Here is a 21,563-nt window from a genome sequence, read left to right as displayed (position 1 = left end):
CTTGTTAGTCTCTATTTTGCCAAATTATCGATGCACCATAACTTAAGCTGGCAGTGGCCAAGTACGCAAGTGACATTGTTTCATGAGTAAATGGAATTGTTATGACATCTCCAATTACCCAAACTGCAACAATGACACCGACAGTACAGTAAAAAGCATGGCGGCAAGCGTTATGGTTCATTTGCTTTATAAACTCGTCCTGATAGCCGTCAGTGTATTTTTTTGAATTGAAGAACGCTTTAATTTTGTAAAAAACAGCTATGCCAACAAATAGCACCACAAATCCTATATTAAAGAATTGTTGATTTTCACTGTCGCTGAATACGTCAGTGATCACCATGAACAGTAACACTGTGCCAAGTGCCAGCCAAAACCAACCACTTAATGTAATGTGCTTCTCTTCATTTTTAACTTCTAGGTTTGTCATGCCATGGTTTCCTTCGTAATGTAACCTGCGGGTATCAATGTAACCTGTAGGTATCATAAGGTCAACGGTTTTTTGTAACCTCTAGGTATCATGCTAATTTCATTGTCTTTGTGTGCAGATTTTTTTCGTCTCAGCCGTTATGATTAGTAACATCAATTGCAAATGTAAGGAAAAGCAATGAATCGCTTTGTAAAAGTCATTGGTGGTGTGGTTGTTGTGGCCGTTGGTGCTGTGGTTGCGGCGCCATTTTTGATCCCAACCGACACCATTATTCAGCAGGTTTCAGAACAAGTCGAAAATACCACAGGTCGTAAACTCACCATTGCCGGCGAAAGCCAGCTAACGGTGTTTCCAAGCCTAAGTATTGAACTGAACGACGTTGCTTTTGCCAATATGGCCTCGGGCAGTGCTGAAAATATGGTCAGTATGGAACAGCTTGCCGTACATATTCCTTGGTTGTCGTTATTAAGTGGTGAAGCCAAGTTAGAGCGTTTTGTGATCCGCAATCCAAACATCTTGCTAGAAACAGACAAACAAGGCAAAGCGAACTGGCAGATCATGCCAACAACTGCCGCTGCGCCAACAGCTCAAGCTAATGAGGCAGCCGCTGGCCCAGTAAAATTACCTCAAGGGTTTGATGTCAGCTTAGGTGAAGTGGCGATTTACGGGGGTCAACTGACTTATCTTGATGGCGTGACTGGCGCAAAACAGCAGGTGAGTGACTTTGAATTAATTGTAGCGCTGCCTTCTTTATTCAAGCCGCTAGATGTGAAAGGGGGGTTAACCTACCAACAACAGCGTTTTGAATTAAATACCCAAGTCGAAACACCAGCAAAAGCCATTGAAGGGCAAACCTTTAATGTCACGCAAACTTTAGCTTCAACGTTATTAGATCTTGAATTTAACGGTGCCATTGCTCAGCAAGGCAAAGACATTAAAGGTAGTTTGAAACTGGCAGGTGATTCAGTAAAAGCCATTACCCAGTGGCAGGGCATTGATCTCAAAGCCAAAGACAACGCCTTTAACCAGTTTAGTGTCAGTGGTGAGATGCACCTAGCTGAAGAGACTTTTAAACTGAGCGCATTCGAAGCTAAACTTGATGCACTGGCAATTAAAGGGCAAAGCCAAATTGATTTAGGTGCGCGTTTAAATGTCATGGCCGACATTGACCTGGGTATGTTAGACCTCAACCCATACCTACCTGAGAGCCCGGAAAAACCAGCCGAACCTGCACAGCCTGCAGAACCGGGTGAGCCACAGCCGATTGTATGGGACGACACACCGATTGATTTATCGGGTCTTAATGCCTTAGACGCCGACATAAAAGTGCGCTCAAAGGGCCTCATTGCTAAAGAGATTAAACTGGGCGAAAACCAATTCTCAGTTAATCTGAAAGACGGCAAAGCACGTTTAGGCCTAGATAAATTCAACGCTTATGAAGGTAAAGGGCAGGGTAAAGTGGTGGTGAATGCCAAGCGTGCCCCTTACCAGATTAATACCGATTTTAGTTTAACCGACATCAACGCCGAACCATTACTGACTGACGCGGTCGGCTTTGACAAGGTATTAGGCAAAGGCAGCATCAGCTGGGCGCTGAACACCCAAGGTCAAAGTCAGAAGCAGTTTGTGTCAGCCTTAGCGGGTAACTTGGCGTTTAGCTTTGTAGATGGTGGCGTAAAAGGGGCCAATATCGCAGAGATGATGCGTAAGGGCAGCGAAATGCTCAAAGGTGACTTCTCATCTTTAAAAGAAGGCCTGAACGCCGACTTCGATCCAAATCAGAAAACCGACTTCTCGGCACTGACAGGCACCTTTACCTTTAAAAATGGTGTCGGCACCAATACTGACCTAAACCTTGCCAGCCCACTGTTGCGAATTACGGGCAGCGGTGAAGTCGATTTACCTAAGACTTATGTGAATTACCGCCTAGTCACAGGCTTAGTTGATACCATTGAAGGCCAAGCAAGCAGGGATGACAGCACCGGCTTTAAAGTACCACTGCGTATTAAAGGCCCATTCCACAAGGTGGATTACAAACTCGACTTTGGCAGTGCGGCAAAAGACAAAGCCAAAGAAGAAGCGAAAGAGAAAGTAAAAGATAAGCTGAAAGACAAATTAAAAGGCTTCTTCGGTTAAAACCTAAGCGTTTCTAAACAAGCAAAAGCCAGTGCCGCAATGCACTGGCTTTTTTGTTTAGCGCAACACTGTTTTTTAAATTGTCGCCATAAATGACGTAAAAACGATAGATTTAGTACTCCATTGCAGCAGTTAATGTTGCTCATTTCACCTTGCGCAAAAATAACCTTGCTTCGCAACGTGTATTTTGCACTCTTGGTAGCAGCGAAATTACTTCGCGTCATGTTTTACCATCGGTTGATTATTTTTCGTCATATAAAGTGCTATTTTGCTCATGAAACAACCAGTGTAATCGGGTGTAATCTCAAGGAGTTGTTTTCAATAATTGTCTGTGCTCTTATGGGGTTAGTACTTCTAAAGGACATTACTATGACGCAACAATTAACGTATACCGTTAAACCAAGCCGTGACGACACGCCTTGGGTAATTTTAGACACAGACGGCAACCCTGCCGATAACGTATCGGTCGATCTTGCTCAATTCCCTGAAGATGAGTCGATTAACCTTGTGTATGTGCTAACACAATCAAGCATAGACAAAGGTTTCCGCTTTGCTGGCAATGGCACCTTGTTCACTGATGCCCGTGATAATTTTAACTATCAGCTTAGCAGCGAAGTATTCAATGGCGGCACTTCTGTGGTCGTGACGGTAATGAATATTGAACCGGATGCCAGCATTCCAGCTGATGTGATTAAAGAGTTAGTGAAGTCTAAGAGCAAAGACAAGGTGTTCTCTAAAGTTGAGCTTGAAGCCAATACCAATTACGAGATTGACTTTAGATTACTTGCAGAGAAAGAGGGTAAAAAAGGTAAGCTTTATATTTCTCAAGATCCAAGAGTGATAATAGGCGATACACAGCCATAAAAATCTGATTATTTATAGGTACAGAGCTGGTTCATGTTCTTAGTACCTATAACTCTTTCTAATTGAGACGAATATTCACAAAGAGGTTGAAACCAGGGAAGTGTATAAAAGCTCTTACTCCAGCCATTCTGGATAGCAGAATTAATACTTAACATTGCTGATTGGTGTTCCCCAAGCCTAGTTAATACTAATGCTCTAACAAATAAAAGGTCATATATATTGGAATCGCTTTTTTCCAATTTATCAAGTAGTTGAAGAGCCCTAACCTTTTTACCTGTATGAAGCAAAGCCTGAACCCTAACAATTAATTCATCTTTACTGGAAGTCATGTCTGTAAGAGAAATTATTTTATTATAAGCCTCATGAGCTTGAAGCGTTTTATTTATGTATGAATAGCTATCAGCTAAATTAAGTATGATATCAATATTATTTGGATTAAGCTCATAAGCTTTCTTTGCAGAAGAGTTCGATTCTATAAACTGCCCAAGTAAAGATTGAGCAATCGAAAGATTCGATAATAGTGTACTATCGTTAGGTGTTTCTGATAATAATTCAGTATAAGATTGTATTGCTTTGTCAGGTGCGCCGTTGACTAAAGAAATATCTCCATGGGCTTTAAGAGCCCAGAAATCATTTTTTGCAATCACCAGAGCTTCTTCCAAATAGGCAATTGCTGAACGATATTCTCCTTTTAGCAATGCGATTATTCCCGCATTTCGAATAACTTGAAAAGTTGGCTTTGATTGATATGCAGCAGTTATATTCTCAAATGCTTTATCGTAGTCTCCTTGCTTCCTAAAGTAATTTGCCTTGACACTGAATAACTCATATGGCTCTATGTTTGATTTTTCAAGGCTTCTAATTAAAGCTTCTGCTTTATTCCAATCTTTCACAGCTTGGAAAGCTTGGATACGGTCAACAATGTAATTTAAATTTTGCTTATAAATTTCAGGCGAACGGTCTAATGCATCTAATAACTCCCAAATAATATCGTCATTTGGATTTAAATGATGGGTAGTAACCGCCACCTTCCTATAAAGCCTATACAAAGGCACAAAGCTCGGTTCTTTGCGGATCAGTGACTTCACTTCAGCCAGTGTCACCGCAATGTCTTGCGAGCCACTTTGAAATGCTTCAACCTGCGCTACATATTTGTCGTAAAACGCATCGCTATAAGTTTGGCTGGTAAAGCGCTTGTCGAATAATGCCTCAATATTCACCAAACTGTTGTGATAGGCCTCCGAAAAGCTTTCGGTATCGACACTATAACGAGTGGTATCGAGCAAAGTGGCTGTGTGTGCATCAATGGCATTAAGTGTGACTTCACACAATGAATTACGGCAGTTAAATACTGATTCAAGCAGCACGTCGGCGCCAAGGGCTTTGCCGATGTCAGTTTGCGATGCTTGTTCACCCATCAGCTTTAAAGTGCTGGTTACTTCTGAGTTCGATACCTGCAAGCTTGAGGTGTCTTGTAAAATAAAGTTACTGATGGCGTCTTCAAGCCCTAAGGTGGCAATGCGCTGTTGGGTGTCGGTTAATTCAGTTTGTCCGTCGAAGGTAATGGGCAGGGCAGCAATATAACTCTTTGGTTGATTACTTTGCCAATACCAATAACCCGCGCCGATAAGGCAAACAGCAAATAAAAACGACATAGCCGTGACATACTTTTGCCAGAAGCTCGATTTTGCATTAGATGTAGATTCTGAAGGTGTGGGTACTTGTAGGTCTACTGCATCAATATCTTGTGTGTCATCGCATTGTGCATAACCAATATTTTGCTGTAATTGCTTTAACTGAGTAATGACTTGGTGAAAGCTATTTGGGCGTGCTGCTTTGTCGAATGCCAATAGCGAATTGATTAGGGCACCAAGCTGCGCAGGCATGTCGAGTAATTTGCTTGCATCATTTTGACAAGGAACATGCTTGATTTGTTCTGCAATGGCATCTGGCGCGGCGTCTTTGGCTTGGGCTAAATAAGGATGCTCATTTGCAAACAGCTGATAGGCCAGCAAGCCAAATGCGAATAAGTCGGCACGCTGATCTAACGGCTGCTTATTCAATTGCTCTGGTGACATTGCCGTTAAACTACCAAAGCTAGAATGATGACTGCGCTGCTCATCACCGAGTTGGGCAATGCCAAAATCAGCGATTTTTGCCACACCCTGGGCGTTGATTAAAATGTTATCAGCTTTTAAATCTAGATGCAGAATGTCGTTTTTGTGCGCTTCTGATAAGCCTTGGGCTATATCAATTAATAGCTGTAACTTTTGCTCAGACTCGAGATGACGAGTTTTTAAAAAATGTTTAAGGGTAGCGCCTTGTACATATTCCATTTCGATGGCGAGCTGGGTGTCACTCTCGTGCACTTTATATACTTGCACAATATTTGGGTGATTAACGCGGGCAAGAATTTTGGCTTCGTTCAAAGCCTGCTGTTTATCGACTTTATTTACGTCGAGCACTTTTACCGCAACATGACGCTCTAACTTAGCATCCACGGCCAAAAAAACACGGCTCATGCCGCCTTGTCCTAATGGGGTGATTTGTTGGTAAAATTGCTCGAGTTGTATCACGATAAAATGCTTTATTATTAGTTCTAGAGTTAGTGTATCGGTTCGAGTTTGAGAATTCGAACTATTTACGATAGAAAAACATGAAATAGATTAAATAAACGACGGTTTTATTTTATCACTGCTATTTTTACTTGTTTGTTATTTAATCAGTTGAAGTTGTTTTAGTTTTTGCGCTTGAAAAACTAACTGCTTGTCTCCATATCAGAAATGCAATCTAGAAAACTTGGTGGAATAGCACAATTAATTAAAAATTGAACTATCCATCCCTCATGTTTATTGCTACAATTGCCCGCCCTTGAAAGACGAACTCCACGTTTTTTGAGTGATTAATAATCTAACTGCTTCATATTTATACAAATTTGAAGCGAAGTTTAACTACACCGGAGCATCAAAAATGATCCAAATGCAAACTCAGCTGGACGTTGCTGATAACAGCGGCGCTCGCAAAGTGCAGTGTATTAAAGTCCTTGGTGGTTCGCACCGTCGCTACGCGGCAGTTGGTGACATCATTAAAGTTTCTGTTAAAGAAGCAATTCCTCGCGGTAAAGTGAAGAAAGGTGATGTTAAAAACGCAGTAGTTGTGCGTACTAAAAAAGGCGTTCGTCGTCCAGACGGCTCTTTAATCCGTTTCGATAGCAATGCGGCTGTTATCTTAAATGATAACCTACAGCCAATTGGTACTCGTATCTTCGGCCCTGTGACTCGTGAACTACGTAACGACAAGTTCATGAAGATCGTTTCACTAGCACCAGAAGTACTATAAGGAGTCGATCATGGCAGCAAAAATCCGTCGTGATGACGAAGTAATCGTACTAGCCGGTAAAGACAAAGGTAAGCGCGGTAAAGTGCTTTCAGTTGTTACTGAAACTGGTCGTGTTTTCGTTGAAGGTGTAAACCTTATCAAGAAGCACCAAAAACCAGTTCCTCAGCTTCAACAAGCTGGCGGTATCATTGAAAAAGAAGCATCAATCGACGCTTCTAACGTAGCGATCTTCAATGCCGAAACTGGCAAGGCTGATCGTGTAGGTTTTAGATTTGAAGACGGCAAAAAAGTTCGTTTCTTTAAGTCTAACGGAAAAGCTATTTAATTAGTTGGAGTAGACGATGGCGAAACTGCATGAAGTTTACAAAGACAAAGTAGTAAAAGAACTTTTTGAAAAGTTCGGTTACAGCTCTGTCATGCAAGTCCCTCAGATCGAAAAGATCACACTTAACATGGGTGTGGGCGAAGCCCTAGCTGACAAGAAGATCCTTGAGAACGCTGTACGCGACCTTGAGTCAATCTCTGGTCAGAAGCCTCTAGTGACTAAAGCTCGTAAATCAGTTGCTGGCTTTAAGATCCGTGAAGGTTACCCAATCGGCTGTAAAGTAACCCTACGCGGCGAGCGTATGTGGGATTTCCTAGAGCGTTTAGTCTCTATCGCGATGCCACGTATTCGTGACTTCCGCGGTGTTAGCGCAAAGTCTTTTGACGGTCGCGGTAACTACTCTATGGGCGTACGTGAGCAAATCATCTTCCCAGAAATTGATTATGATAAAGTAGACCGCGTTCGCGGTATGGATATCACGATCACTACTTCTGCGAAAACAGATGATGAAGGCCGTGCGTTATTAGAAGCGTTCAACTTCCCATTCAAAAAGTAAGGGTAGGGTTATGGCAAAGAATTCAATGAAAGCGCGCGAAGCAAAGCGCACTAAATTAGTTGCACAGTACGCTGAAAAGCGCGCTGCACTAAAAGCTATCATCAGCGATGTTAATGCATCTGAAGATGATCGTTGGGACGCGGTATTAAAGCTTCAGTCTTTACCGCGTGATTCAAGCCCTGCACGTCAACGTAATCGTTGTAACATCACGGGCCGCCCACATGGTTTCCTTCGCAAGTTCGGCATGAGCCGTATCAAAGTTCGCGAAGCTGCTATGCGCGGTGAAATTCCTGGCCTTAAAAAGGCTTCTTGGTAATAGAATCACGGGAGTAAGACATGAGCTTGCAAGATCCTATTGCGGATTTATTCACACGTATCCGTAACGGTCAGTCTGCGAAGAAGGTATCAGTTTCAATGCCAACTTCAAAGCTGAAAGTAGCAGTTGCTAAAGTACTAAAAGAAGAAGGTTATATCACTGACTTCGCAGTAGCTGGCGACGCAAAACCAGAATTGACTATCGAACTTAAGTACTTCGAAGGCAAAGCTGTAATCGAAAATATCCAGCGTGTTAGCCGCCCTGGTCTACGTATCTATAAGAAACGTGACGACTTACCAAAGGTAATGGGTGGTTTAGGTATCGCTATCGTATCAACTTCTAAAGGCTTAATGACTGACCGTGCTGCACGTAGTGCTGGTATTGGCGGTGAGATCATTGGCTTTGTAGCTTAATCGGAGGGGAACTATGTCTCGTATAGCGAAGGCTCCTATTGCAGTTCCTGCCGGTGTTGAAGTTACACTAGCTGGCCAGGAAATCAAAGTTAAAGGCAAAAACGGCGAATTAACTCGTGTAGTTAACGATGCTGTTGAAGTTGCTTTAAACGACAACGTTATCACTACTGCTCCACGTGACGTAGCAAATGCTTGGGCTCAAGCTGGTACTGCACGTGCACTGATCAACAACATGATCCAAGGTGTTAACGAAGGTTTCGAGAAAAAGCTTCAATTAGTAGGTGTTGGTTACCGTGCTGCAGTTAAGGGTAAAGTATTAGACTTAACGCTTGGCTTCTCACACCCAGTGAACTTCGAGATCCCTGCGGGTATCACAATCGAAGCTCCTAGCCAAACTGAACTAGTAGTTAAAGGCGCTGACAAACAATTAGTTGGTCAAACTGCTGCTAACATCCGTTCATACCGTGAGCCAGAGCCTTATAAAGGTAAAGGTGTACGTTATGCTGATGAGCACGTGCGTCGTAAAGAAGCTAAGAAGAAGTAAGGTAAGACGATGGATAAGAAAACAGCTCGTCTACGTCGTGCTAAGCGCACTCGTAGAAATTTTATTGAACAAGGCACAACGCGTCTTGTTATCCACCGCACGCCACGTCACATTTACGCTCAGCTAGTAAACGCTGAAGGTACTGTGCTGGCTGCTGCTTCTACTGTTGAGAAAGCAATTGCAGAAGCCCTAACAGGCACTAGCAACATCGCTGCAGCACAAGCTGTAGGTAAAGCAATTGCTGAGCGCGCTGCAGACAAAGGCATTGAAAAACTTGCTTTTGACCGTAGTGGCTTTAAATATCACGGCCGTGTGAAGGCGCTTGCTGATGCAGCGCGTGAAGCTGGCTTGCAATTCTAGGAGTAGACAATGGCTAACGTAGAAGCAAAAGCACAACAGCCAGAATTAGCTGAAAAGCTAATCGCGGTAAACCGTGTGTCTAAGGTAGTTAAAGGTGGTCGTATCTTTAGCTTCACTGCACTAACAGTAGTTGGTGATGGCGCAGGTAAAGTAGGTTTTGGTTACGGTAAAGCACGTGAAGTTCCAGCTGCGATTCAAAAAGCAATGGAAAAAGCACGTCGTAACATGATCACTGTTGACCTAAATGGCAACACGCTACAGCACCCAATCAAGGGTCGCCACGCGGGTTCTAAAGTATACATGCAGCCAGCATCTGAAGGTACAGGTATCATCGCAGGTGGTGCGATGCGTGCAGTACTAGAAGTAACTGGTGTACAGAACGTACTTTCGAAAGCATACGGTTCAACTAACCCAATCAACATCGTTCGCGCTACAGTAGCTGCTCTTGAGAACATGAACTCTCCAGAGAAGATCGCTGCTAAGCGTGGTCTAACTGTTGACCAAATTCAGGGGTAATTAACCATGGCAAATACTGTAAAAGTTACTCAAGTAAAGAGCTCTATCGGTCGTTTACCGAAGCATAAAGCAACTTTACGTGGCCTTGGTTTACGTCGTATCAACCACACTGTTGAATTAGAAGATACAGCATGTGTACGTGGTATGATCAACCAAGTTTCTTACATGGTTAAGGTAGAGGGCTAATTCGATGCGTTTGAATACTCTTTCTCCTGCTGCAGGTTCTAAGTCTGCTGGTAAACGTGTTGGTCGTGGTATCGGTTCTGGTCTAGGTAAAACTGGCGGCCGTGGTCACAAAGGTCAAAAATCACGTTCTGGCGGTAAAGTTCGCGTTGGTTTCGAAGGCGGTCAAATGCCTATGCAACGTCGTCTACCGAAGTTCGGTTTCACTTCACGTAAATCTCTAGTATCTACTGAAGTTAACCTATACGAAATCGCTAAAGTTGAAGGCGATGTGGTAGATCTGAACGCGTTACAAGCAGCTGGTCTAGTTAAAAAGAACATCCAGTTCGTTAAAGTAGTTAAATCTGGCGAAGTTTCACGCGCTGTTACTGTTAAAGGCATGAAAGTGTCTAAAGGTGCACGCGAAGCTATTGAAGCTGCCGGAGGCAAGGTAGAAGACTAAGGAAGTACACAATGGCTAAACCAGGTCAAGATATGCAAAGTGCACAAAGTGGCTTAGCGGAATTAAAGCGCCGTTTACTATTTGTATTAGGTGCAATTATTATTTACCGTTTAGGTTCTTTCGTGCCGATCCCTGGGATTGACGCCGCTGTACTTGCCGAGTTCTTCGAGCAACAAAAGGGCACCATTGTTGAGATGTTCAACATGTTCAGTGGTGGTGCGCTTGAGCGTGCTTCGGTATTAGCGCTGGGTATTATGCCTTACATCTCAGCTTCGATTATTATGCAGCTATTAACGCACATACATCCTGCGATGATAGAGCTTAAGAAAGAAGGTGAGCAAGGTCGTAAGAAAATCAGCCAGTATACTCGATACGGTACGCTCGTGCTTGCTACATTCCAGTCGATTGGTATCGCCACTGGCTTACCAAGCATGATGGACGGGTTAGTTGTTAACCCAGGTTTCGGTTTCTATTTCACCGCTGTGGTGAGCTTAGTAACAGGTACTATGTTCCTTATGTGGCTGGGTGAACAAATTACAGAGCGTGGTATCGGTAACGGTATCTCAGTTCTAATATTTGTTGGTATCGTAGCTAACCTGCCGTCTGCTGTTGGCTCGACAGCCGAAATGGCGCGCCAAGGCGATTTGAATGTTTTTGTACTGCTTATGATTGCGGTAATCGTATTCGCTGTAACTTATCTTGTTGTGTTCTTTGAGCGTGGTCAACGTCGTATCGTTGTTAACTATGCGAAGCGTCAACAAGGTCGTCAGGTATTTGCTGCTCAAAGCACGCACTTACCATTAAAAGTTAATATGGCGGGTGTTATTCCACCAATCTTTGCTAGCAGTATCATTTTGTTCCCTGGTACAATTGCAAGCTGGTTCGGCCAAGGTGAAGGTCCGGTCGCTGATGTGCTACAAGCTATCTCTGCAGTGTTGACTCCTGGTCAGCCTCTGTATGCGATGGTATTAGCTGCGGCTATTATCTTCTTCTGCTTCTTCTACACTGCGTTGGTATTTAACCCGCGTGAGACAGCAGATAACCTTAAAAAGTCTGGCGCTTTTATTCCAGGCATTCGTCCGGGTGAACAGACATCAAAATACATTGATAAAGTGATGACACGCTTAACCCTTGCGGGCGCGTTGTATATAACCTTTATCTGTCTAGTGCCCGAGTTTATGACTATGGCGTGGCAAACGCCATTCTACTTCGGCGGTACATCAATCTTGATTATCGTTGTAGTAATCATGGACTTTATGGCACAAGTACAGACTCATATGATGTCACATCAGTATGATTCTGTGCTGAAAAAAGCAAACCTTAAGGGCTACGGTCGTTAAGGCTAGTTTACGGAGTTGAGCAATGAAAGTACGTGCTTCCGTTAAGAAAATTTGCCGTAACTGTAAAGTAATCAAACGTGCAGGCGTTGTACGTGTGATTTGCAGTGAGCCAAAGCACAAGCAAAGGCAAGGCTAATAAAAGTCATGCAGGCTAAGTAATATTACTTAGCCTGTTTCATTGGTAAAACTTGAATATCGGCTGGGTATCCTATACGGGCTTTCCAGCAAGATGATGATCAAGTTTAATTATAGGAGATATGTTAGTGGCCCGTATCGCAGGCATTAACGTTCCTGATCATAAGCATGCTGTTATCGGTTTAACAAGCATCTATGGTGTAGGTAAAACTCGCGCTAAGGCGATCTTAGCAGCGACTGGTATCGCCGAAACTACTAAAATCGGTGATCTTTCTGACGAAACACTTGACGTACTTCGTGAAGAAGTAGGTAAGTACACTGTTGAAGGTGACCTTCGTCGTGAAGTTACACTAAACATCAAGCGCCTAATGGACCTTGGTTGTTTCCGTGGCTTACGTCATCGTCGTTCGCTACCACTACGTGGTCAGCGTACTAAGACTAACGCGCGTACTCGTAAGGGTCCACGCAAGCCTATCAAGAAATAAGGTGGGGTAAGTTATGGCTAAAGCACCAATTCGTCGTAAAAAGGTCAAAAAGCAAGTTGCTGATGGTATGGCACACGTTCATGCATCATTCAACAACACTATTGTGACCATCACTGACCGTCAAGGTAATGCTCTTTCTTGGGCGACTGCAGGTGGTTCTGGTTTCCGTGGTTCTCGTAAGTCTACTCCGTTCGCTGCACAGGTTGCTGCTGAGCGCGCAGGTACTGCTGCACAAGAGTACGGTCTTAAGAATCTAGAAGTATTCATCAAGGGCCCAGGTCCAGGTCGTGAATCTTCAGTTCGTGCATTAAATGCACTAGGTTACCGTATCACAAACATCACTGACGTGACGCCAATCCCTCATAATGGTTGTCGTCCACCGAAGAAACGTCGCGTATAACAATAGGTTAGGAGAAAGAACATGGCAAGATATTTGGGCCCTAAGCTCAAGCTAAGTCGTCGTGAAGGTACTGACCTGTTCCTTAAGAGCGGCGTTAGAGCAATCGACTCTAAGTGTAAGCTTGAAACAGCACCTGGTCAGCACGGTGCTCGTAAAGGTCGTCTATCTGATTACGGTCTACAATTACGTGAAAAGCAAAAAGTTCGTCGTATTTACGGTGTACTAGAAAAGCAATTCCGTAACTACTATAAAGAAGCTGCTCGCCTTAAAGGTAATACAGGTGAAAACCTATTACAGCTTCTAGAGCAACGTTTAGACAATGTTGTATATCGCATGGGTTTTGCAAGCACACGTGCTGAAGCACGTCAGCTAGTTAGCCACAAAGCGATTATGGTTAATGGTACTGTTGTTAATATCCCTTCTTTCGTAGTTACTCCTGAAGATGTAGTAGTAATTCGTGAGAAGTCTAAAAAGCAAGCGCGTATCATCGCTGCTCTAGAGTTGGCTGAGCAACGTGAAAAGCCAACTTGGATTGAAGTTGACGGTAAGAAAATGGAAGGTAGCTTCAAGCGCCTACCAGAGCGTTCTGATCTGTCTGCGGACATTAACGAACAACTAATCGTCGAACTTTACTCGAAGTAAAGTTAAGAGTTAAGAGAGGATAAAATGCAGGGTTCTGTAACCGAATTCCTAAAGCCAAGGTTAGTCGATATCGACGCTATCAACCCATCACGTTCTAAAGTTGTTTTAGAACCACTTGAGCGTGGTTTTGGTCACACTTTGGGTAATGCTTTACGTCGTATTCTTCTGTCATCTATGCCAGGTTGTGCAGTGACTGAAGTTGAAATTGACGGTGTATTACACGAGTACAGCGCGAAAGAAGGCGTTCAAGAAGACATCATTGAAATTTTGTTAAACCTAAAAGGCTTAGCAGTATCTCTAGAAGGTAAAGATGAAGTTTTCCTTACCCTGACTAAATCTGGTGTAGGCCCTGTGACTGCGGCAGATATTCAACATGATGGCGATGTAACAATTGCTAATCCTGAGCACGTGATTTGTCACCTAACGGCTGACAATAGCGAGATCAGCATGCGTATTCGTGTTGAGCGTGGTCGTGGTTATGTACCGGCGTCAAGTCGTTTATCCTCTGATGACGATGAGCGTCCAATCGGTCGTTTGTTGCTTGATGCATCATTCAGCCCGGTTGAGCGTATTGCGTACTCGGTTGAGTCAGCACGTGTTGAACAGCGTACAGACTTAGATAAACTAATCATCGATATGGAAACGAACGGCACACTAGATCCTGAAGAAGCGATCCGTCGTGCGTCGACTATCCTAGCTGAACAGCTTGAAGCATTCGTAGATTTACGTGATGTTTCTGAGCCAGAAGCGAAAGAAGAGAAGCCGGAGTTTGATCCGATTCTACTTCGTCCTGTTGATGACTTAGAGCTAACTGTACGTTCAGCGAACTGTCTGAAAGCCGAGCAAATTCAATATATCGGTGATCTGGTACAGCGTACTGAGGTTGAGCTTCTTAAGACGCCTAACCTTGGTAAGAAGTCTCTAACAGAGATCAAAGACGTGCTAGCTTCACGTGGTCTTTCTCTAGGCATGCGCCTAGAAAACTGGCCACCTGCAAGTCTAGCTGAATAATCAGATTACTATATTAGTTTAGTTAGAAGGATAGGGTCATGCGCCATCGTAAGAGTGGTCGTCAATTAAACCGTAACAGCAGCCATCGCAAAGCGATGTTCAGCAACATGGCTGGTTCTTTGGTGAAGCACGAAATCATCAAAACAACTTTGCCTAAAGCGAAAGAGTTGCGCCGTGTAATTGAACCTTTAATCACACTGGCTAAGACTGACAGCGTAGCAAACCGTCGTTTAGCGTTTGCTCGCACGCGTGATAAAGAAGTTGTTGGTAAGTTATTCAGCGAACTAGGTCCTCGTTTTTCAGAGCGTCCTGGTGGCTACACTCGTATTCTTAAGTGTGGTTTCCGTGCTGGTGATAACGCGCCAATGGCTTACATTGAGCTTCTAGACCGTCCAGTGGCGGAAGAAACTCAAGAAGACGCACAGTCTGCAGAGTAAGTCTTTATAAGACATGAAAAGGCCGAGCATTAGCTCGGCCTTTTTGTTTTCAGAATCGTTCTATTTAATTTACCTTTCAGTCGAAGCAATAAAATAACCCACAAACTAGCATTTCCATTTTTAACCCCTTCCGATATCTATTAATTTATCCCTCCTTTGGTTTACAAATTGCTCAATTACTAAAAACTCAGTTTGATTAACTGATTAACTGATTAACTGATTAACTGATTAACTGATTAACTGATTAACTGATTAACTGATTAACTGATTAACTGATTAACTGATTAACTGATTAACTGATTAACTGATTAACTGATTAACTGATTAACTGATTAACTGATTAACTGATTAACTGATTAACTGATTAACTAGGTTAAAAAATATTGGTGCTGAAAGTAGATATGATACTGCGTGAAGTATCACTGGTAGGCTATGACCTATTAAACTCGTCGTGGTATTAGTAAAAGAAAAGCCGCATTTAAAAGCGGCTTTTAGAGTCTTTATATCAACTACTGTGTTCATGTATGGATTGCCAAATACTCGCTGGCAATAATTCAGTCAGTTGCGATTGTAAATTAGCTATAGCCTCTTGGGCATGGATAGTGTTTTGCTCACAAATACTGATATAGTTTTGCTCCTTTAGCCCAGATATCAGATTGGTAAGCACCTTCTTATCAAAGAACTCTGGGCTTTTTATGCCATGTAAAGTACCTAAGCGTTTGGCTAACACTTCACAATCTGCTTCAAGCTGCTGGCGCTTAATCGCATCTGAATTGATGATCTGCGTCGTCGTAATTGCATAACGTTCAAGGGTTAGATGCATCACGTTACCGAGCATTTCTAATTGAGCTTGCGCTTGCTTGTCGGCTGTGATCTTGATGATGCCATTATCCGTGGTGATCAGCTTCTGTTGTTCAAAGCTGTTTAAGATATTCGCGATATAGTCCTCAGACAGTGTTGTTAAAAACCATTCTTTCGCAAACAGTGGATACAATGCATTCACGGTCTTATTTGCAGACTCAACAGAGACTTCTGTTTTTTGATAAATTAGCTGTGCAAGTATGCTTGGAACAGCAAAAAGATGAATGATGTTATTTCTATAGTAATTAAATAGTGTGCGCTCTTTGTCTTTAATAGAGATGATTTCGCCCATCTCATCAGTTAACACATCAAACTTATTCAACTTTAACGCATGCTCTAGTAGTGATTGCGCATCATCTGAAGGAAGTGTCACTTGATCGTTATATTTTGCTTGCTGCTGAAGTGCTAAATAAAAATCCAGCTGCTTTAGTAGCTTTGGTTTACTTAAAGCAAATTGGTCGCGACTCAGTAAAATTGTGGCGAGTAAGTTAACAGCATTCAGTGCAGCGGCGCTGTTTATATTAGTCATAATGTCTTGCGCCACGTTTGCAACCTGGGTATTAAGCCATTGCGGCTTCGCACTATCATCACCAATATGAGCACGCCAGTCAGGCTGGTGTTCATTTAGGTATTGTTGAAGTGCAATTGGTTCACCGAAGTTAAGATAACCGCGACCATAGTTTTTGAGATTTTTTATCGCTTTAAAAACTGCGAAGATGGATTCGTTCTTTTTGTCATTACCCGCGAGCTCTTTCAGATATGTATTAATCTCCATTACGTGTTCATAGCCGATATAAACAGGCACAATAGAGATTGGTCGCTCAATACCACGCAGCATAGCCTGCATGGTCATTGCTAACATACCTGTTTTCGGTGGCAATAGGCGGCCTGTTCTACTACGGCCACCTTCAGTATAAAACTTAACCGAGTAGCCTTTCATAAAGAGCTGGCTTAAGTACTCTTTGAAAATGGCTGAGTAAAGTTTATTTCCGGCAAATGAGCGGCGAATAAAGAAAGCACCAGATCGACGGAAGATCCCCCCTGCAGGAAAGAAGTTTAAATTTACACCTGCTGCGATATGTGGAGGTACTAACCCTTGGTGATAGATAACATAAGTCAGTAACAGGTAGTCCATGTGGCTGCGGTGGCAAGGTACATAAATAATTTCGTGGCCTTTATTGGTTAGCTCATGAACACGCTCTGCGTATTTTACTTCGATGCCATTATAAAGTTTGTTCCACAACCAAGTTAAAATACGGTCTCCTACTCTGATCATTGCATCGGAGTAGTTGGCAGCGATCTCCTCAAGTAATTCTTTCGCTTTTAACTTGGCTTCTTCATGACTTAATCCTTTCGCTTTAGCTTCGTCTGCAATCGCCTTCTTAATGCTTGGTGATGCAAGTAAGCCTGAGAACAGTGCTTCTCTTGAAGGTAACTTGGGGCCTGTTGCAGCCAATTTTTGACGTTTGAAGTGCACGCGTGCCACGCGAAGTAGTTTGTGCGGCAGTTCGTCAACATCCGCTTTATCCGTCATCAACTGGTTGAGTTCAATGGGTTGACTAAAGCGAACGAGGTTATCTCTACCAGAGAACAACAAAACAAAAAACTTTCTTAACCAGCTCGGAGTCATTGAATGAGAAAATAGTGTGCCGATACCTGGCTTTTCTTTGCCGGGGTTTCTGCCCCAAAGAATAGTAACAGGCACAACCTGTGCGCGCTGTTCTGGAGAGAGGCTAAATGCATCGAAGATTTGTTTGCCAATTTCCAGTGCGTCACTGGGTTTTGCTTTGTCACCAAACAGCGGGGTTGGGTTAGCAAGTGGGATAAAACGGTCGATCTGTTTTCCTGAGAGTGTTTGCTGCTCTCTTGGGTCTGGCAAGCCCAGCTGTTTACATACTGCTGCCAATGCAGCTAAATCTGCTTTTGAATTTAGACGCGTTACGTAAAACGTAGGCACAGATGGGTCGAGATCAAATTGTGCAACAGGAGATTCCGGCAGCAGTTTTGTTCTAACCAAAATACGGTTTACGGCAGCTGCAATTACGTTCGCGCTGCGAGTCAAAATGTTCATATCATAACCAGCTAAAAAATTTGCTATAGAATACCAAGGAAATACTGGACTGACCATTTACAAAAAAGCATCAATCTCAGAAGCTTCTATTAAGTGTAGATGTTTTCAGAAAGAACTCGACTCATTCGCTGTAACGCTAGATAAGATATTTATTAAGATAAACTGTTGCATTTATCACCAGTCTCTATATAATACGCAAACTTTCCGCTCATTATTAGCTGGAAAGTTAGAAACAAGGCTTGGATCTCAAGCCATTAAATAGGAACTCCGATTTGGAGTTCAATGGTAGAAATAGAAGAACACCCGACTTCCTAATATTTAGGTGGTTTCGGAGGTTTTTTTATGCTCTTTTTAAATGCTCTTTTTATTGAGGTTAAAGAATGTCAAATCAACGCATTCGTATTCGCCTAAAAGCTTTTGACCACCGTTTGATTGACCAATCAACGGCGGAAATCGTGGAAACTGCGAAACGCACAGGTGCACAGGTACGTGGTCCAATCCCACTTCCTACACGTTTTGAGCGCTTCACTGTATTGGTTTCACCGCACGTAAACAAAGATGCGCGTGATCAGTATGAAATCCGCACCCACAAACGTCTGATCGACATCGTAGAACCAACAGACAAGACTGTAGACGCTCTAATGCGCCTAGACCTTGCTGCTGGTGTTGATGTTCAAATCAGCCTGGGTTAATCGGAAGATTAGAGAGGTTTTAGGAAAATGGCATTAGGTCTAGTCGGTCGTAAAGTGGGTATGACACGTGTCTTCACTGAAGATGGTGTATCTATCCCTGTGACAGTTATCGAAGCGACGCCTAACCGTGTAACGCAGATCAAATCTGACGCTACAGACGGTTATAACGCGCTTCAAGTTACTGCAGGCGAGAAAAAAGCAAGCCGTGTAAACAAACCAGAAGCGGGTCACTTCGCTAAAGCTGGTGTTGAAGCGGGTCGTGGCCTGTGGGAATTCCGTCTTAACGGCGGAGAAGGTGAATTTGAAGTTGGTGCTGAACTAACAGTTGAGCTTTTCAATGACGTAAACAAAGTTGACGTTACTGGCACTTCAAAAGGTAAAGGTTTCCAAGGTGGTGTTAAGCGCTGGAATTTCAGCATGCAAGACGCTACTCACGGTAACTCTATCTCTCACCGTGCTCCTGGTTCAATCGGTCAAAACCAATCACCTGGTAAGGTGTTTAAAGGTAAGAAAATGGCCGGTCACATGGGTGCTGAGCGTTCAACGACTCAGAATCTTGAACTAGTTCGTGTTGACGCAGAGCGTAACCTGCTTTTAGTTAAAGGTGCAGTACCTGGCGCTATCGGCGGTGACGTTATCGTTAAACCAGCTGTTAAAGCATAAGTCCTGGAGATTTAGTGATGGAATTAGCAATTAAAGGCGCTGGTGCGCTTGAAGTTTCCGAAGCTACTTTTGGACGTGAGTTTAACGAAGCATTAGTACACCAAGTAGTTGTTGCATACGCAGCAGGTGCTCGTCAAGGTACTCGTGCTCAGAAGACACGTTCTGAAGTTCGTGGTGGTGGTAAGAAACCATTCAGCCAAAAAGGTACTGGCCGTGCACGTGCTGGTACAATCCGCAGCCCAATCTGGCGCAGCGGTGGTGTGAGCTTTGCAGCTAAGCCGCAAGATCACAGCCAAAAAGTTAACCGTAAGATGTATCGCGGTGCGATCAAAAGCATCTTATCTGAGCTTGTACGCCAAGAGCGCTTAGTTGTTGTTGAAAACTTCGGTTTAGAAGCACCAAAAACTAAAGAGCTTGTTGGTAAGCTTAAAGAGCTTGAGCTTAAAGACGTGTTAATCGTGACTGAAGAAGTAGATGAGAATCTATTCCTTTCTGCACGTAACCTATACAAGGTTGATACACGTGATGTAGCTGGCATTGACCCAGTAAGCCTAATCGCTTTCGATAAGGTATTAATTACTGCAGGTGCTGTTAAGCAACTTGAGGAGGCGCTAGCATGATCCGTGAAGAACGTCTTTTAAAAGTAATCCTTGCTCCACACATCTCTGAAAAGAGCACTATTGCAGCTGAAGAAAACAACACAATCGTTTTCAAAGTAGCAACAGACGCAACTAAAGCTGAAGTTAAAGCTGCAGTTGAGAAGCTTTTTGAAGTAGAAGTAACTGGTGTTCGTACACTTAACGTTAAGGGTAAAACAAAGCGTACTGGCATGCGTTTCGGTCGTCGTTCAGACTGGAAAAAAGCCTACGTTACTCTTAAAGAAGGTAGCGAGCTAGACTTTGTCGGCGGCGCCGAGTAATAAGGGGAGTTAGAATTATGGCACTTCAAAAGTGTAAACCAACTTCTGCGGGTCGTCGTCACGTCGTTAAAGTGGTTAACCCTGATCTACACAAGGGTAAGCCATACGCTCCGCTATTAGAGAAGAACTCTAAATCAGGTGGTCGTAACAACAACGGTCGTATCACGGTTCGTCACATCGGTGGTGGTCATAAGCAACACTACCGTGTAATCGATTTTAAACGTACTAAAGACGGTATTCCGGCTAAAGTTGAGCGTTTAGAATATGATCCAAACCGTAGCGCAAACATCGCTCTTGTATTATATGCAGACGGTGAGCGTCGTTACATCATCGCACCTAAAGGCTTAAAAGCTGGTGATACTATTCAGTCTGGTGTTGATGCACCAATCAAGGCTGGTAACACATTACCAATGCGCAACATGCCTGTAGGTTCTACTGTTCACAACGTTGAGCTTAAGCCTGGTAAAGGTGCTCAAATCGCTCGTTCAGCGGGTGCATACGTTCAGATCCTTGCTCGTGAAGGTCAGTACGTAACACTTCGTCTACGTTCAGGCGAGATGCGTAAAGTTGAAGCGGATTGTCGCGCAACTTTAGGTGAAGTAGGTAACGCAGAACACATGCTACGTTCACTAGGTAAAGCTGGTGCAAATCGTTGGCGTGGTATCCGTCCTACAGTTCGTGGTGTTGCCATGAACCCAGTAGACCACCCACACGGTGGTGGTGAAGGTCGTACTTCTGGTGGTCGTCATCCTGTATCTCCATGGGGTGTACCTACTAAAGGTAAGAAGACACGTAAAAACAAGCGTACTGATAAATTAATCGTACGTCGTCGTACTAAGTAATAGTTGAGGAATTGCCATGCCACGTTCTCTCAAGAAGGGTCCATTCATTGACCTACACTTGCTGAAGAAGGTAGAGAAGGCGTTGGAAAGCGGTGACAAGAAGCCTATCAAGACTTGGAGCCGTCGTTCAATGATCATCCCTAACATGATCGGATTGACCATCGCTGTCCATAATGGTCGTCAGCACGTACCTGTATTCGTTACAGACGAAATGATCGGTCACAAACTAGGTGAGTTTGCACCTACACGCACTTACCGCGGCCACGCTGCGGATAAGAAAGCGAAGAAGCGTTAATCGGAGGATATGATGGAAGCATTAGCTAAACACAAATTCGCCTCTGGTTCGGCGCAAAAAGCACGTCTAGTTGCTGATCAGATCCGCGGACTACCGGTTGATCGCGCACTAGAAATCCTGGCGTACAGCCCTAAGAAAGCGGCTGTATTAGTTAAAAAAGTACTAGAGTCTGCTATCGCGAACGCGGAGCATAACGAAGGTGCTGACATTGATGAGCTACGTGTAGCTACGATCTTTGTGGACGATGGTCCTACAATGAAGCGTATTATGCCACGTGCTAAAGGACGCGCAGACCGCATCCTTAAGCGTACAAGCCACATCACTGTTGTGGTTTCGGATAGCTAGGAGA

At 43.5% G+C, this 21,563-nt stretch carries 29 protein-coding genes; 26 read left to right on the top strand and 3 right to left on the bottom strand.

Annotation, left to right across the window (positions count from 1 at the left end; translation table 11 throughout):
- Positions 1-4: 4 nt before the first annotated feature.
- Positions 5-427, bottom strand: coding sequence for a hypothetical protein (locus tag ACXAC4_RS16340; protein ID WP_475163452.1), 423 nt, complete (start codon positions 425-427; stop codon positions 5-7).
- A 177-nt stretch (positions 428-604) separates the two neighbouring features.
- On the opposite strand from ACXAC4_RS16340, the gene ACXAC4_RS16335 reads away from it, so the two are divergent.
- Positions 605-2,563, top strand: coding sequence for an AsmA family protein (locus ACXAC4_RS16335; protein WP_475163450.1), 1,959 nt, complete (start codon positions 605-607; stop codon positions 2,561-2,563).
- Between the two features lie 369 nt (positions 2,564-2,932).
- Positions 2,933-3,427: a hypothetical protein gene (locus ACXAC4_RS16330; RefSeq protein ID WP_475163448.1), complete on the top strand. Its 495-nt coding sequence runs from the start codon at positions 2,933-2,935 to the stop codon at positions 3,425-3,427.
- An 8-nt stretch (positions 3,428-3,435) separates the two neighbouring features.
- Here the strand turns inward: ACXAC4_RS16330 and ACXAC4_RS16325 are convergent, their stop codons facing one another.
- On the bottom strand, positions 3,436-6,003 hold the full coding sequence (locus ACXAC4_RS16325; RefSeq protein WP_475163446.1) for a protein kinase domain-containing protein: 2,568 nt from the start codon (positions 6,001-6,003) through the stop codon (positions 3,436-3,438).
- Positions 6,004-6,397: 394 nt separating this feature from the next.
- Here ACXAC4_RS16325 and rplN point away from each other — a divergent pair, with 394 nt between their 5' ends.
- The 17 genes from rplN (at position 6,398) to rplQ (ending at position 14,871) form a co-directional block, all read left to right on the top strand.
- The gene (gene rplN / locus ACXAC4_RS16320; protein WP_058031680.1) at positions 6,398-6,766 is read left to right on the top strand and encodes a 50S ribosomal protein L14; all 369 of its coding nucleotides are present in this window, start codon (positions 6,398-6,400) and stop codon (positions 6,764-6,766) included.
- A 10-nt stretch (positions 6,767-6,776) separates the two neighbouring features.
- Positions 6,777-7,091 carry a 50S ribosomal protein L24 gene (gene rplX, locus ACXAC4_RS16315; protein ID WP_058031301.1) on the top strand — a complete coding sequence of 105 codons (315 nt, stop codon included), beginning with the start codon at positions 6,777-6,779 and terminating at the stop codon, positions 7,089-7,091.
- Positions 7,092-7,107: 16 nt separating this feature from the next.
- Positions 7,108-7,647, top strand: a complete 540-nt coding sequence (gene rplE, locus ACXAC4_RS16310; protein ID WP_058031300.1) for a 50S ribosomal protein L5 — start codon at positions 7,108-7,110, stop codon at positions 7,645-7,647.
- Positions 7,648-7,657: 10 nt separating this feature from the next.
- Positions 7,658-7,963: a 30S ribosomal protein S14 gene (gene rpsN, locus ACXAC4_RS16305; RefSeq protein WP_058031299.1), complete on the top strand. Its 306-nt coding sequence runs from the start codon at positions 7,658-7,660 to the stop codon at positions 7,961-7,963.
- A gap of 20 nt (positions 7,964-7,983) precedes the next feature.
- Positions 7,984-8,376, top strand: coding sequence for a 30S ribosomal protein S8 (rpsH, locus tag ACXAC4_RS16300; RefSeq protein ID WP_058031298.1), 393 nt, complete (start codon positions 7,984-7,986; stop codon positions 8,374-8,376).
- Between the two features lie 13 nt (positions 8,377-8,389).
- Complete coding sequence (gene rplF / locus ACXAC4_RS16295; protein WP_138562773.1) at positions 8,390-8,920, top strand: 50S ribosomal protein L6; 531 nt, start codon at positions 8,390-8,392, stop codon at positions 8,918-8,920.
- 9 nt (positions 8,921-8,929) lie between these two features.
- Positions 8,930-9,280 (top strand): 50S ribosomal protein L18, encoded by a 351-nt coding sequence (gene rplR, locus ACXAC4_RS16290; protein ID WP_058031296.1) that lies wholly within the window; start codon positions 8,930-8,932, stop codon positions 9,278-9,280.
- A gap of 9 nt (positions 9,281-9,289) precedes the next feature.
- Positions 9,290-9,796, top strand: coding sequence for a 30S ribosomal protein S5 (gene rpsE / locus ACXAC4_RS16285; protein WP_058031295.1), 507 nt, complete (start codon positions 9,290-9,292; stop codon positions 9,794-9,796).
- A 6-nt stretch (positions 9,797-9,802) separates the two neighbouring features.
- Positions 9,803-9,982 (top strand): 50S ribosomal protein L30, encoded by a 180-nt coding sequence (gene rpmD / locus ACXAC4_RS16280; RefSeq protein ID WP_058031294.1) that lies wholly within the window; start codon positions 9,803-9,805, stop codon positions 9,980-9,982.
- Between the two features lie 4 nt (positions 9,983-9,986).
- Complete coding sequence (gene rplO / locus ACXAC4_RS16275; RefSeq protein WP_058031293.1) at positions 9,987-10,421, top strand: 50S ribosomal protein L15; 435 nt, start codon at positions 9,987-9,989, stop codon at positions 10,419-10,421.
- 11 nt (positions 10,422-10,432) lie between these two features.
- Complete coding sequence (secY, locus tag ACXAC4_RS16270; protein ID WP_058031292.1) at positions 10,433-11,761, top strand: preprotein translocase subunit SecY; 1,329 nt, start codon at positions 10,433-10,435, stop codon at positions 11,759-11,761.
- A 22-nt stretch (positions 11,762-11,783) separates the two neighbouring features.
- Positions 11,784-11,897, top strand: a complete 114-nt coding sequence (rpmJ, locus tag ACXAC4_RS16265) for a 50S ribosomal protein L36 (RefSeq protein ID WP_002959476.1) — start codon at positions 11,784-11,786, stop codon at positions 11,895-11,897.
- 127 nt (positions 11,898-12,024) lie between these two features.
- The gene (gene rpsM, locus ACXAC4_RS16260; protein WP_058031679.1) at positions 12,025-12,381 is read left to right on the top strand and encodes a 30S ribosomal protein S13; all 357 of its coding nucleotides are present in this window, start codon (positions 12,025-12,027) and stop codon (positions 12,379-12,381) included.
- A gap of 13 nt (positions 12,382-12,394) precedes the next feature.
- Positions 12,395-12,781, top strand: a complete 387-nt coding sequence (rpsK, locus tag ACXAC4_RS16255; protein ID WP_010562279.1) for a 30S ribosomal protein S11 — start codon at positions 12,395-12,397, stop codon at positions 12,779-12,781.
- A gap of 21 nt (positions 12,782-12,802) precedes the next feature.
- Positions 12,803-13,423, top strand: a complete 621-nt coding sequence (gene rpsD / locus ACXAC4_RS16250; protein ID WP_058031291.1) for a 30S ribosomal protein S4 — start codon at positions 12,803-12,805, stop codon at positions 13,421-13,423.
- Positions 13,424-13,447: 24 nt separating this feature from the next.
- Complete coding sequence (locus ACXAC4_RS16245; RefSeq protein WP_058031290.1) at positions 13,448-14,434, top strand: DNA-directed RNA polymerase subunit alpha; 987 nt, start codon at positions 13,448-13,450, stop codon at positions 14,432-14,434.
- A gap of 38 nt (positions 14,435-14,472) precedes the next feature.
- On the top strand, positions 14,473-14,871 hold the full coding sequence (rplQ, locus tag ACXAC4_RS16240) for a 50S ribosomal protein L17 (RefSeq protein ID WP_058031289.1): 399 nt from the start codon (positions 14,473-14,475) through the stop codon (positions 14,869-14,871).
- A 505-nt stretch (positions 14,872-15,376) separates the two neighbouring features.
- Here the strand turns inward: rplQ and plsB are convergent.
- On the bottom strand, positions 15,377-17,803 hold the full coding sequence (plsB, locus tag ACXAC4_RS16235) for a glycerol-3-phosphate 1-O-acyltransferase PlsB (RefSeq protein ID WP_475163431.1): 2,427 nt from the start codon (positions 17,801-17,803) through the stop codon (positions 15,377-15,379).
- A 380-nt stretch (positions 17,804-18,183) separates the two neighbouring features.
- On the opposite strand from plsB, the gene rpsJ reads away from it, so the two are divergent.
- Genes rpsJ through rplV form a run of 7 tightly spaced genes read left to right on the top strand, consistent with a single transcriptional unit; the run spans position 18,184 to position 21,559 of the window.
- Complete coding sequence (gene rpsJ, locus ACXAC4_RS16230) at positions 18,184-18,495, top strand: 30S ribosomal protein S10 (RefSeq protein WP_058031288.1); 312 nt, start codon at positions 18,184-18,186, stop codon at positions 18,493-18,495.
- A gap of 27 nt (positions 18,496-18,522) precedes the next feature.
- Positions 18,523-19,158 (top strand): 50S ribosomal protein L3, encoded by a 636-nt coding sequence (gene rplC, locus ACXAC4_RS16225; RefSeq protein WP_058031287.1) that lies wholly within the window; start codon positions 18,523-18,525, stop codon positions 19,156-19,158.
- A 17-nt stretch (positions 19,159-19,175) separates the two neighbouring features.
- Positions 19,176-19,778 carry a 50S ribosomal protein L4 gene (gene rplD / locus ACXAC4_RS16220; protein WP_058031286.1) on the top strand — a complete coding sequence of 201 codons (603 nt, stop codon included), beginning with the start codon at positions 19,176-19,178 and terminating at the stop codon, positions 19,776-19,778.
- Positions 19,775-20,077 carry a 50S ribosomal protein L23 gene (gene rplW, locus ACXAC4_RS16215; RefSeq protein ID WP_058031285.1) on the top strand — a complete coding sequence of 101 codons (303 nt, stop codon included), beginning with the start codon at positions 19,775-19,777 and terminating at the stop codon, positions 20,075-20,077. The genes rplD and rplW overlap by 4 nt, the downstream gene beginning before the upstream one ends.
- A gap of 17 nt (positions 20,078-20,094) precedes the next feature.
- Complete coding sequence (gene rplB / locus ACXAC4_RS16210; protein WP_058031284.1) at positions 20,095-20,919, top strand: 50S ribosomal protein L2; 825 nt, start codon at positions 20,095-20,097, stop codon at positions 20,917-20,919.
- 16 nt (positions 20,920-20,935) lie between these two features.
- Complete coding sequence (rpsS, locus tag ACXAC4_RS16205; RefSeq protein ID WP_010367084.1) at positions 20,936-21,214, top strand: 30S ribosomal protein S19; 279 nt, start codon at positions 20,936-20,938, stop codon at positions 21,212-21,214.
- Positions 21,215-21,226: 12 nt separating this feature from the next.
- A complete protein-coding gene (gene rplV / locus ACXAC4_RS16200) occupies positions 21,227-21,559 on the top strand; it encodes a 50S ribosomal protein L22 (protein WP_058031283.1) in 333 nt (110 codons plus the stop codon).
- The last annotated feature ends 4 nt before the right edge of the window (positions 21,560-21,563 follow it).

It is taken from the genome of Pseudoalteromonas sp. AWM4_233 (assembly GCF_056158285.1).
Note: the sequence above shows the minus strand (reverse complement) of the source record. Positions and strands in the feature narration are given on the sequence as shown.

What these genes read in the sequence shown, in the direction of transcription:
- ACXAC4_RS16340 (WP_475163452.1), bottom strand. Translation starts at nt 427, where the DNA reads ATGACAAACCTAGAAGTTAAAAATGAAGAGAAGCACATTACATTAAGT.
- ACXAC4_RS16335 (WP_475163450.1), top strand. Translation starts at nt 605, where the DNA reads ATGAATCGCTTTGTAAAAGTCATTGGTGGTGTGGTTGTTGTGGCCGTT.
- ACXAC4_RS16330 (WP_475163448.1), top strand. Translation starts at nt 2,933, where the DNA reads ATGACGCAACAATTAACGTATACCGTTAAACCAAGCCGTGACGACACG.
- rplN (WP_058031680.1), top strand. Translation starts at nt 6,398, where the DNA reads ATGATCCAAATGCAAACTCAGCTGGACGTTGCTGATAACAGCGGCGCT.
- rplX (WP_058031301.1), top strand. Translation starts at nt 6,777, where the DNA reads ATGGCAGCAAAAATCCGTCGTGATGACGAAGTAATCGTACTAGCCGGT.
- rplE (WP_058031300.1), top strand. Translation starts at nt 7,108, where the DNA reads ATGGCGAAACTGCATGAAGTTTACAAAGACAAAGTAGTAAAAGAACTT.
- rpsN (WP_058031299.1), top strand. Translation starts at nt 7,658, where the DNA reads ATGGCAAAGAATTCAATGAAAGCGCGCGAAGCAAAGCGCACTAAATTA.
- rpsH (WP_058031298.1), top strand. Translation starts at nt 7,984, where the DNA reads ATGAGCTTGCAAGATCCTATTGCGGATTTATTCACACGTATCCGTAAC.
- rplF (WP_138562773.1), top strand. Translation starts at nt 8,390, where the DNA reads ATGTCTCGTATAGCGAAGGCTCCTATTGCAGTTCCTGCCGGTGTTGAA.
- rplR (WP_058031296.1), top strand. Translation starts at nt 8,930, where the DNA reads ATGGATAAGAAAACAGCTCGTCTACGTCGTGCTAAGCGCACTCGTAGA.
- rpsE (WP_058031295.1), top strand. Translation starts at nt 9,290, where the DNA reads ATGGCTAACGTAGAAGCAAAAGCACAACAGCCAGAATTAGCTGAAAAG.
- rpmD (WP_058031294.1), top strand. Translation starts at nt 9,803, where the DNA reads ATGGCAAATACTGTAAAAGTTACTCAAGTAAAGAGCTCTATCGGTCGT.
- rplO (WP_058031293.1), top strand. Translation starts at nt 9,987, where the DNA reads ATGCGTTTGAATACTCTTTCTCCTGCTGCAGGTTCTAAGTCTGCTGGT.
- secY (WP_058031292.1), top strand. Translation starts at nt 10,433, where the DNA reads ATGGCTAAACCAGGTCAAGATATGCAAAGTGCACAAAGTGGCTTAGCG.
- rpmJ (WP_002959476.1), top strand. Translation starts at nt 11,784, where the DNA reads ATGAAAGTACGTGCTTCCGTTAAGAAAATTTGCCGTAACTGTAAAGTA.
- rpsK (WP_010562279.1), top strand. Translation starts at nt 12,395, where the DNA reads ATGGCTAAAGCACCAATTCGTCGTAAAAAGGTCAAAAAGCAAGTTGCT.
- rpsD (WP_058031291.1), top strand. Translation starts at nt 12,803, where the DNA reads ATGGCAAGATATTTGGGCCCTAAGCTCAAGCTAAGTCGTCGTGAAGGT.
- ACXAC4_RS16245 (WP_058031290.1), top strand. Translation starts at nt 13,448, where the DNA reads ATGCAGGGTTCTGTAACCGAATTCCTAAAGCCAAGGTTAGTCGATATC.
- rplQ (WP_058031289.1), top strand. Translation starts at nt 14,473, where the DNA reads ATGCGCCATCGTAAGAGTGGTCGTCAATTAAACCGTAACAGCAGCCAT.
- plsB (WP_475163431.1), bottom strand. Translation starts at nt 17,803, where the DNA reads ATGAACATTTTGACTCGCAGCGCGAACGTAATTGCAGCTGCCGTAAAC.
- rpsJ (WP_058031288.1), top strand. Translation starts at nt 18,184, where the DNA reads ATGTCAAATCAACGCATTCGTATTCGCCTAAAAGCTTTTGACCACCGT.
- rplC (WP_058031287.1), top strand. Translation starts at nt 18,523, where the DNA reads ATGGCATTAGGTCTAGTCGGTCGTAAAGTGGGTATGACACGTGTCTTC.
- rplD (WP_058031286.1), top strand. Translation starts at nt 19,176, where the DNA reads ATGGAATTAGCAATTAAAGGCGCTGGTGCGCTTGAAGTTTCCGAAGCT.
- rplW (WP_058031285.1), top strand. Translation starts at nt 19,775, where the DNA reads ATGATCCGTGAAGAACGTCTTTTAAAAGTAATCCTTGCTCCACACATC.
- rplB (WP_058031284.1), top strand. Translation starts at nt 20,095, where the DNA reads ATGGCACTTCAAAAGTGTAAACCAACTTCTGCGGGTCGTCGTCACGTC.
- rpsS (WP_010367084.1), top strand. Translation starts at nt 20,936, where the DNA reads ATGCCACGTTCTCTCAAGAAGGGTCCATTCATTGACCTACACTTGCTG.
- rplV (WP_058031283.1), top strand. Translation starts at nt 21,227, where the DNA reads ATGGAAGCATTAGCTAAACACAAATTCGCCTCTGGTTCGGCGCAAAAA.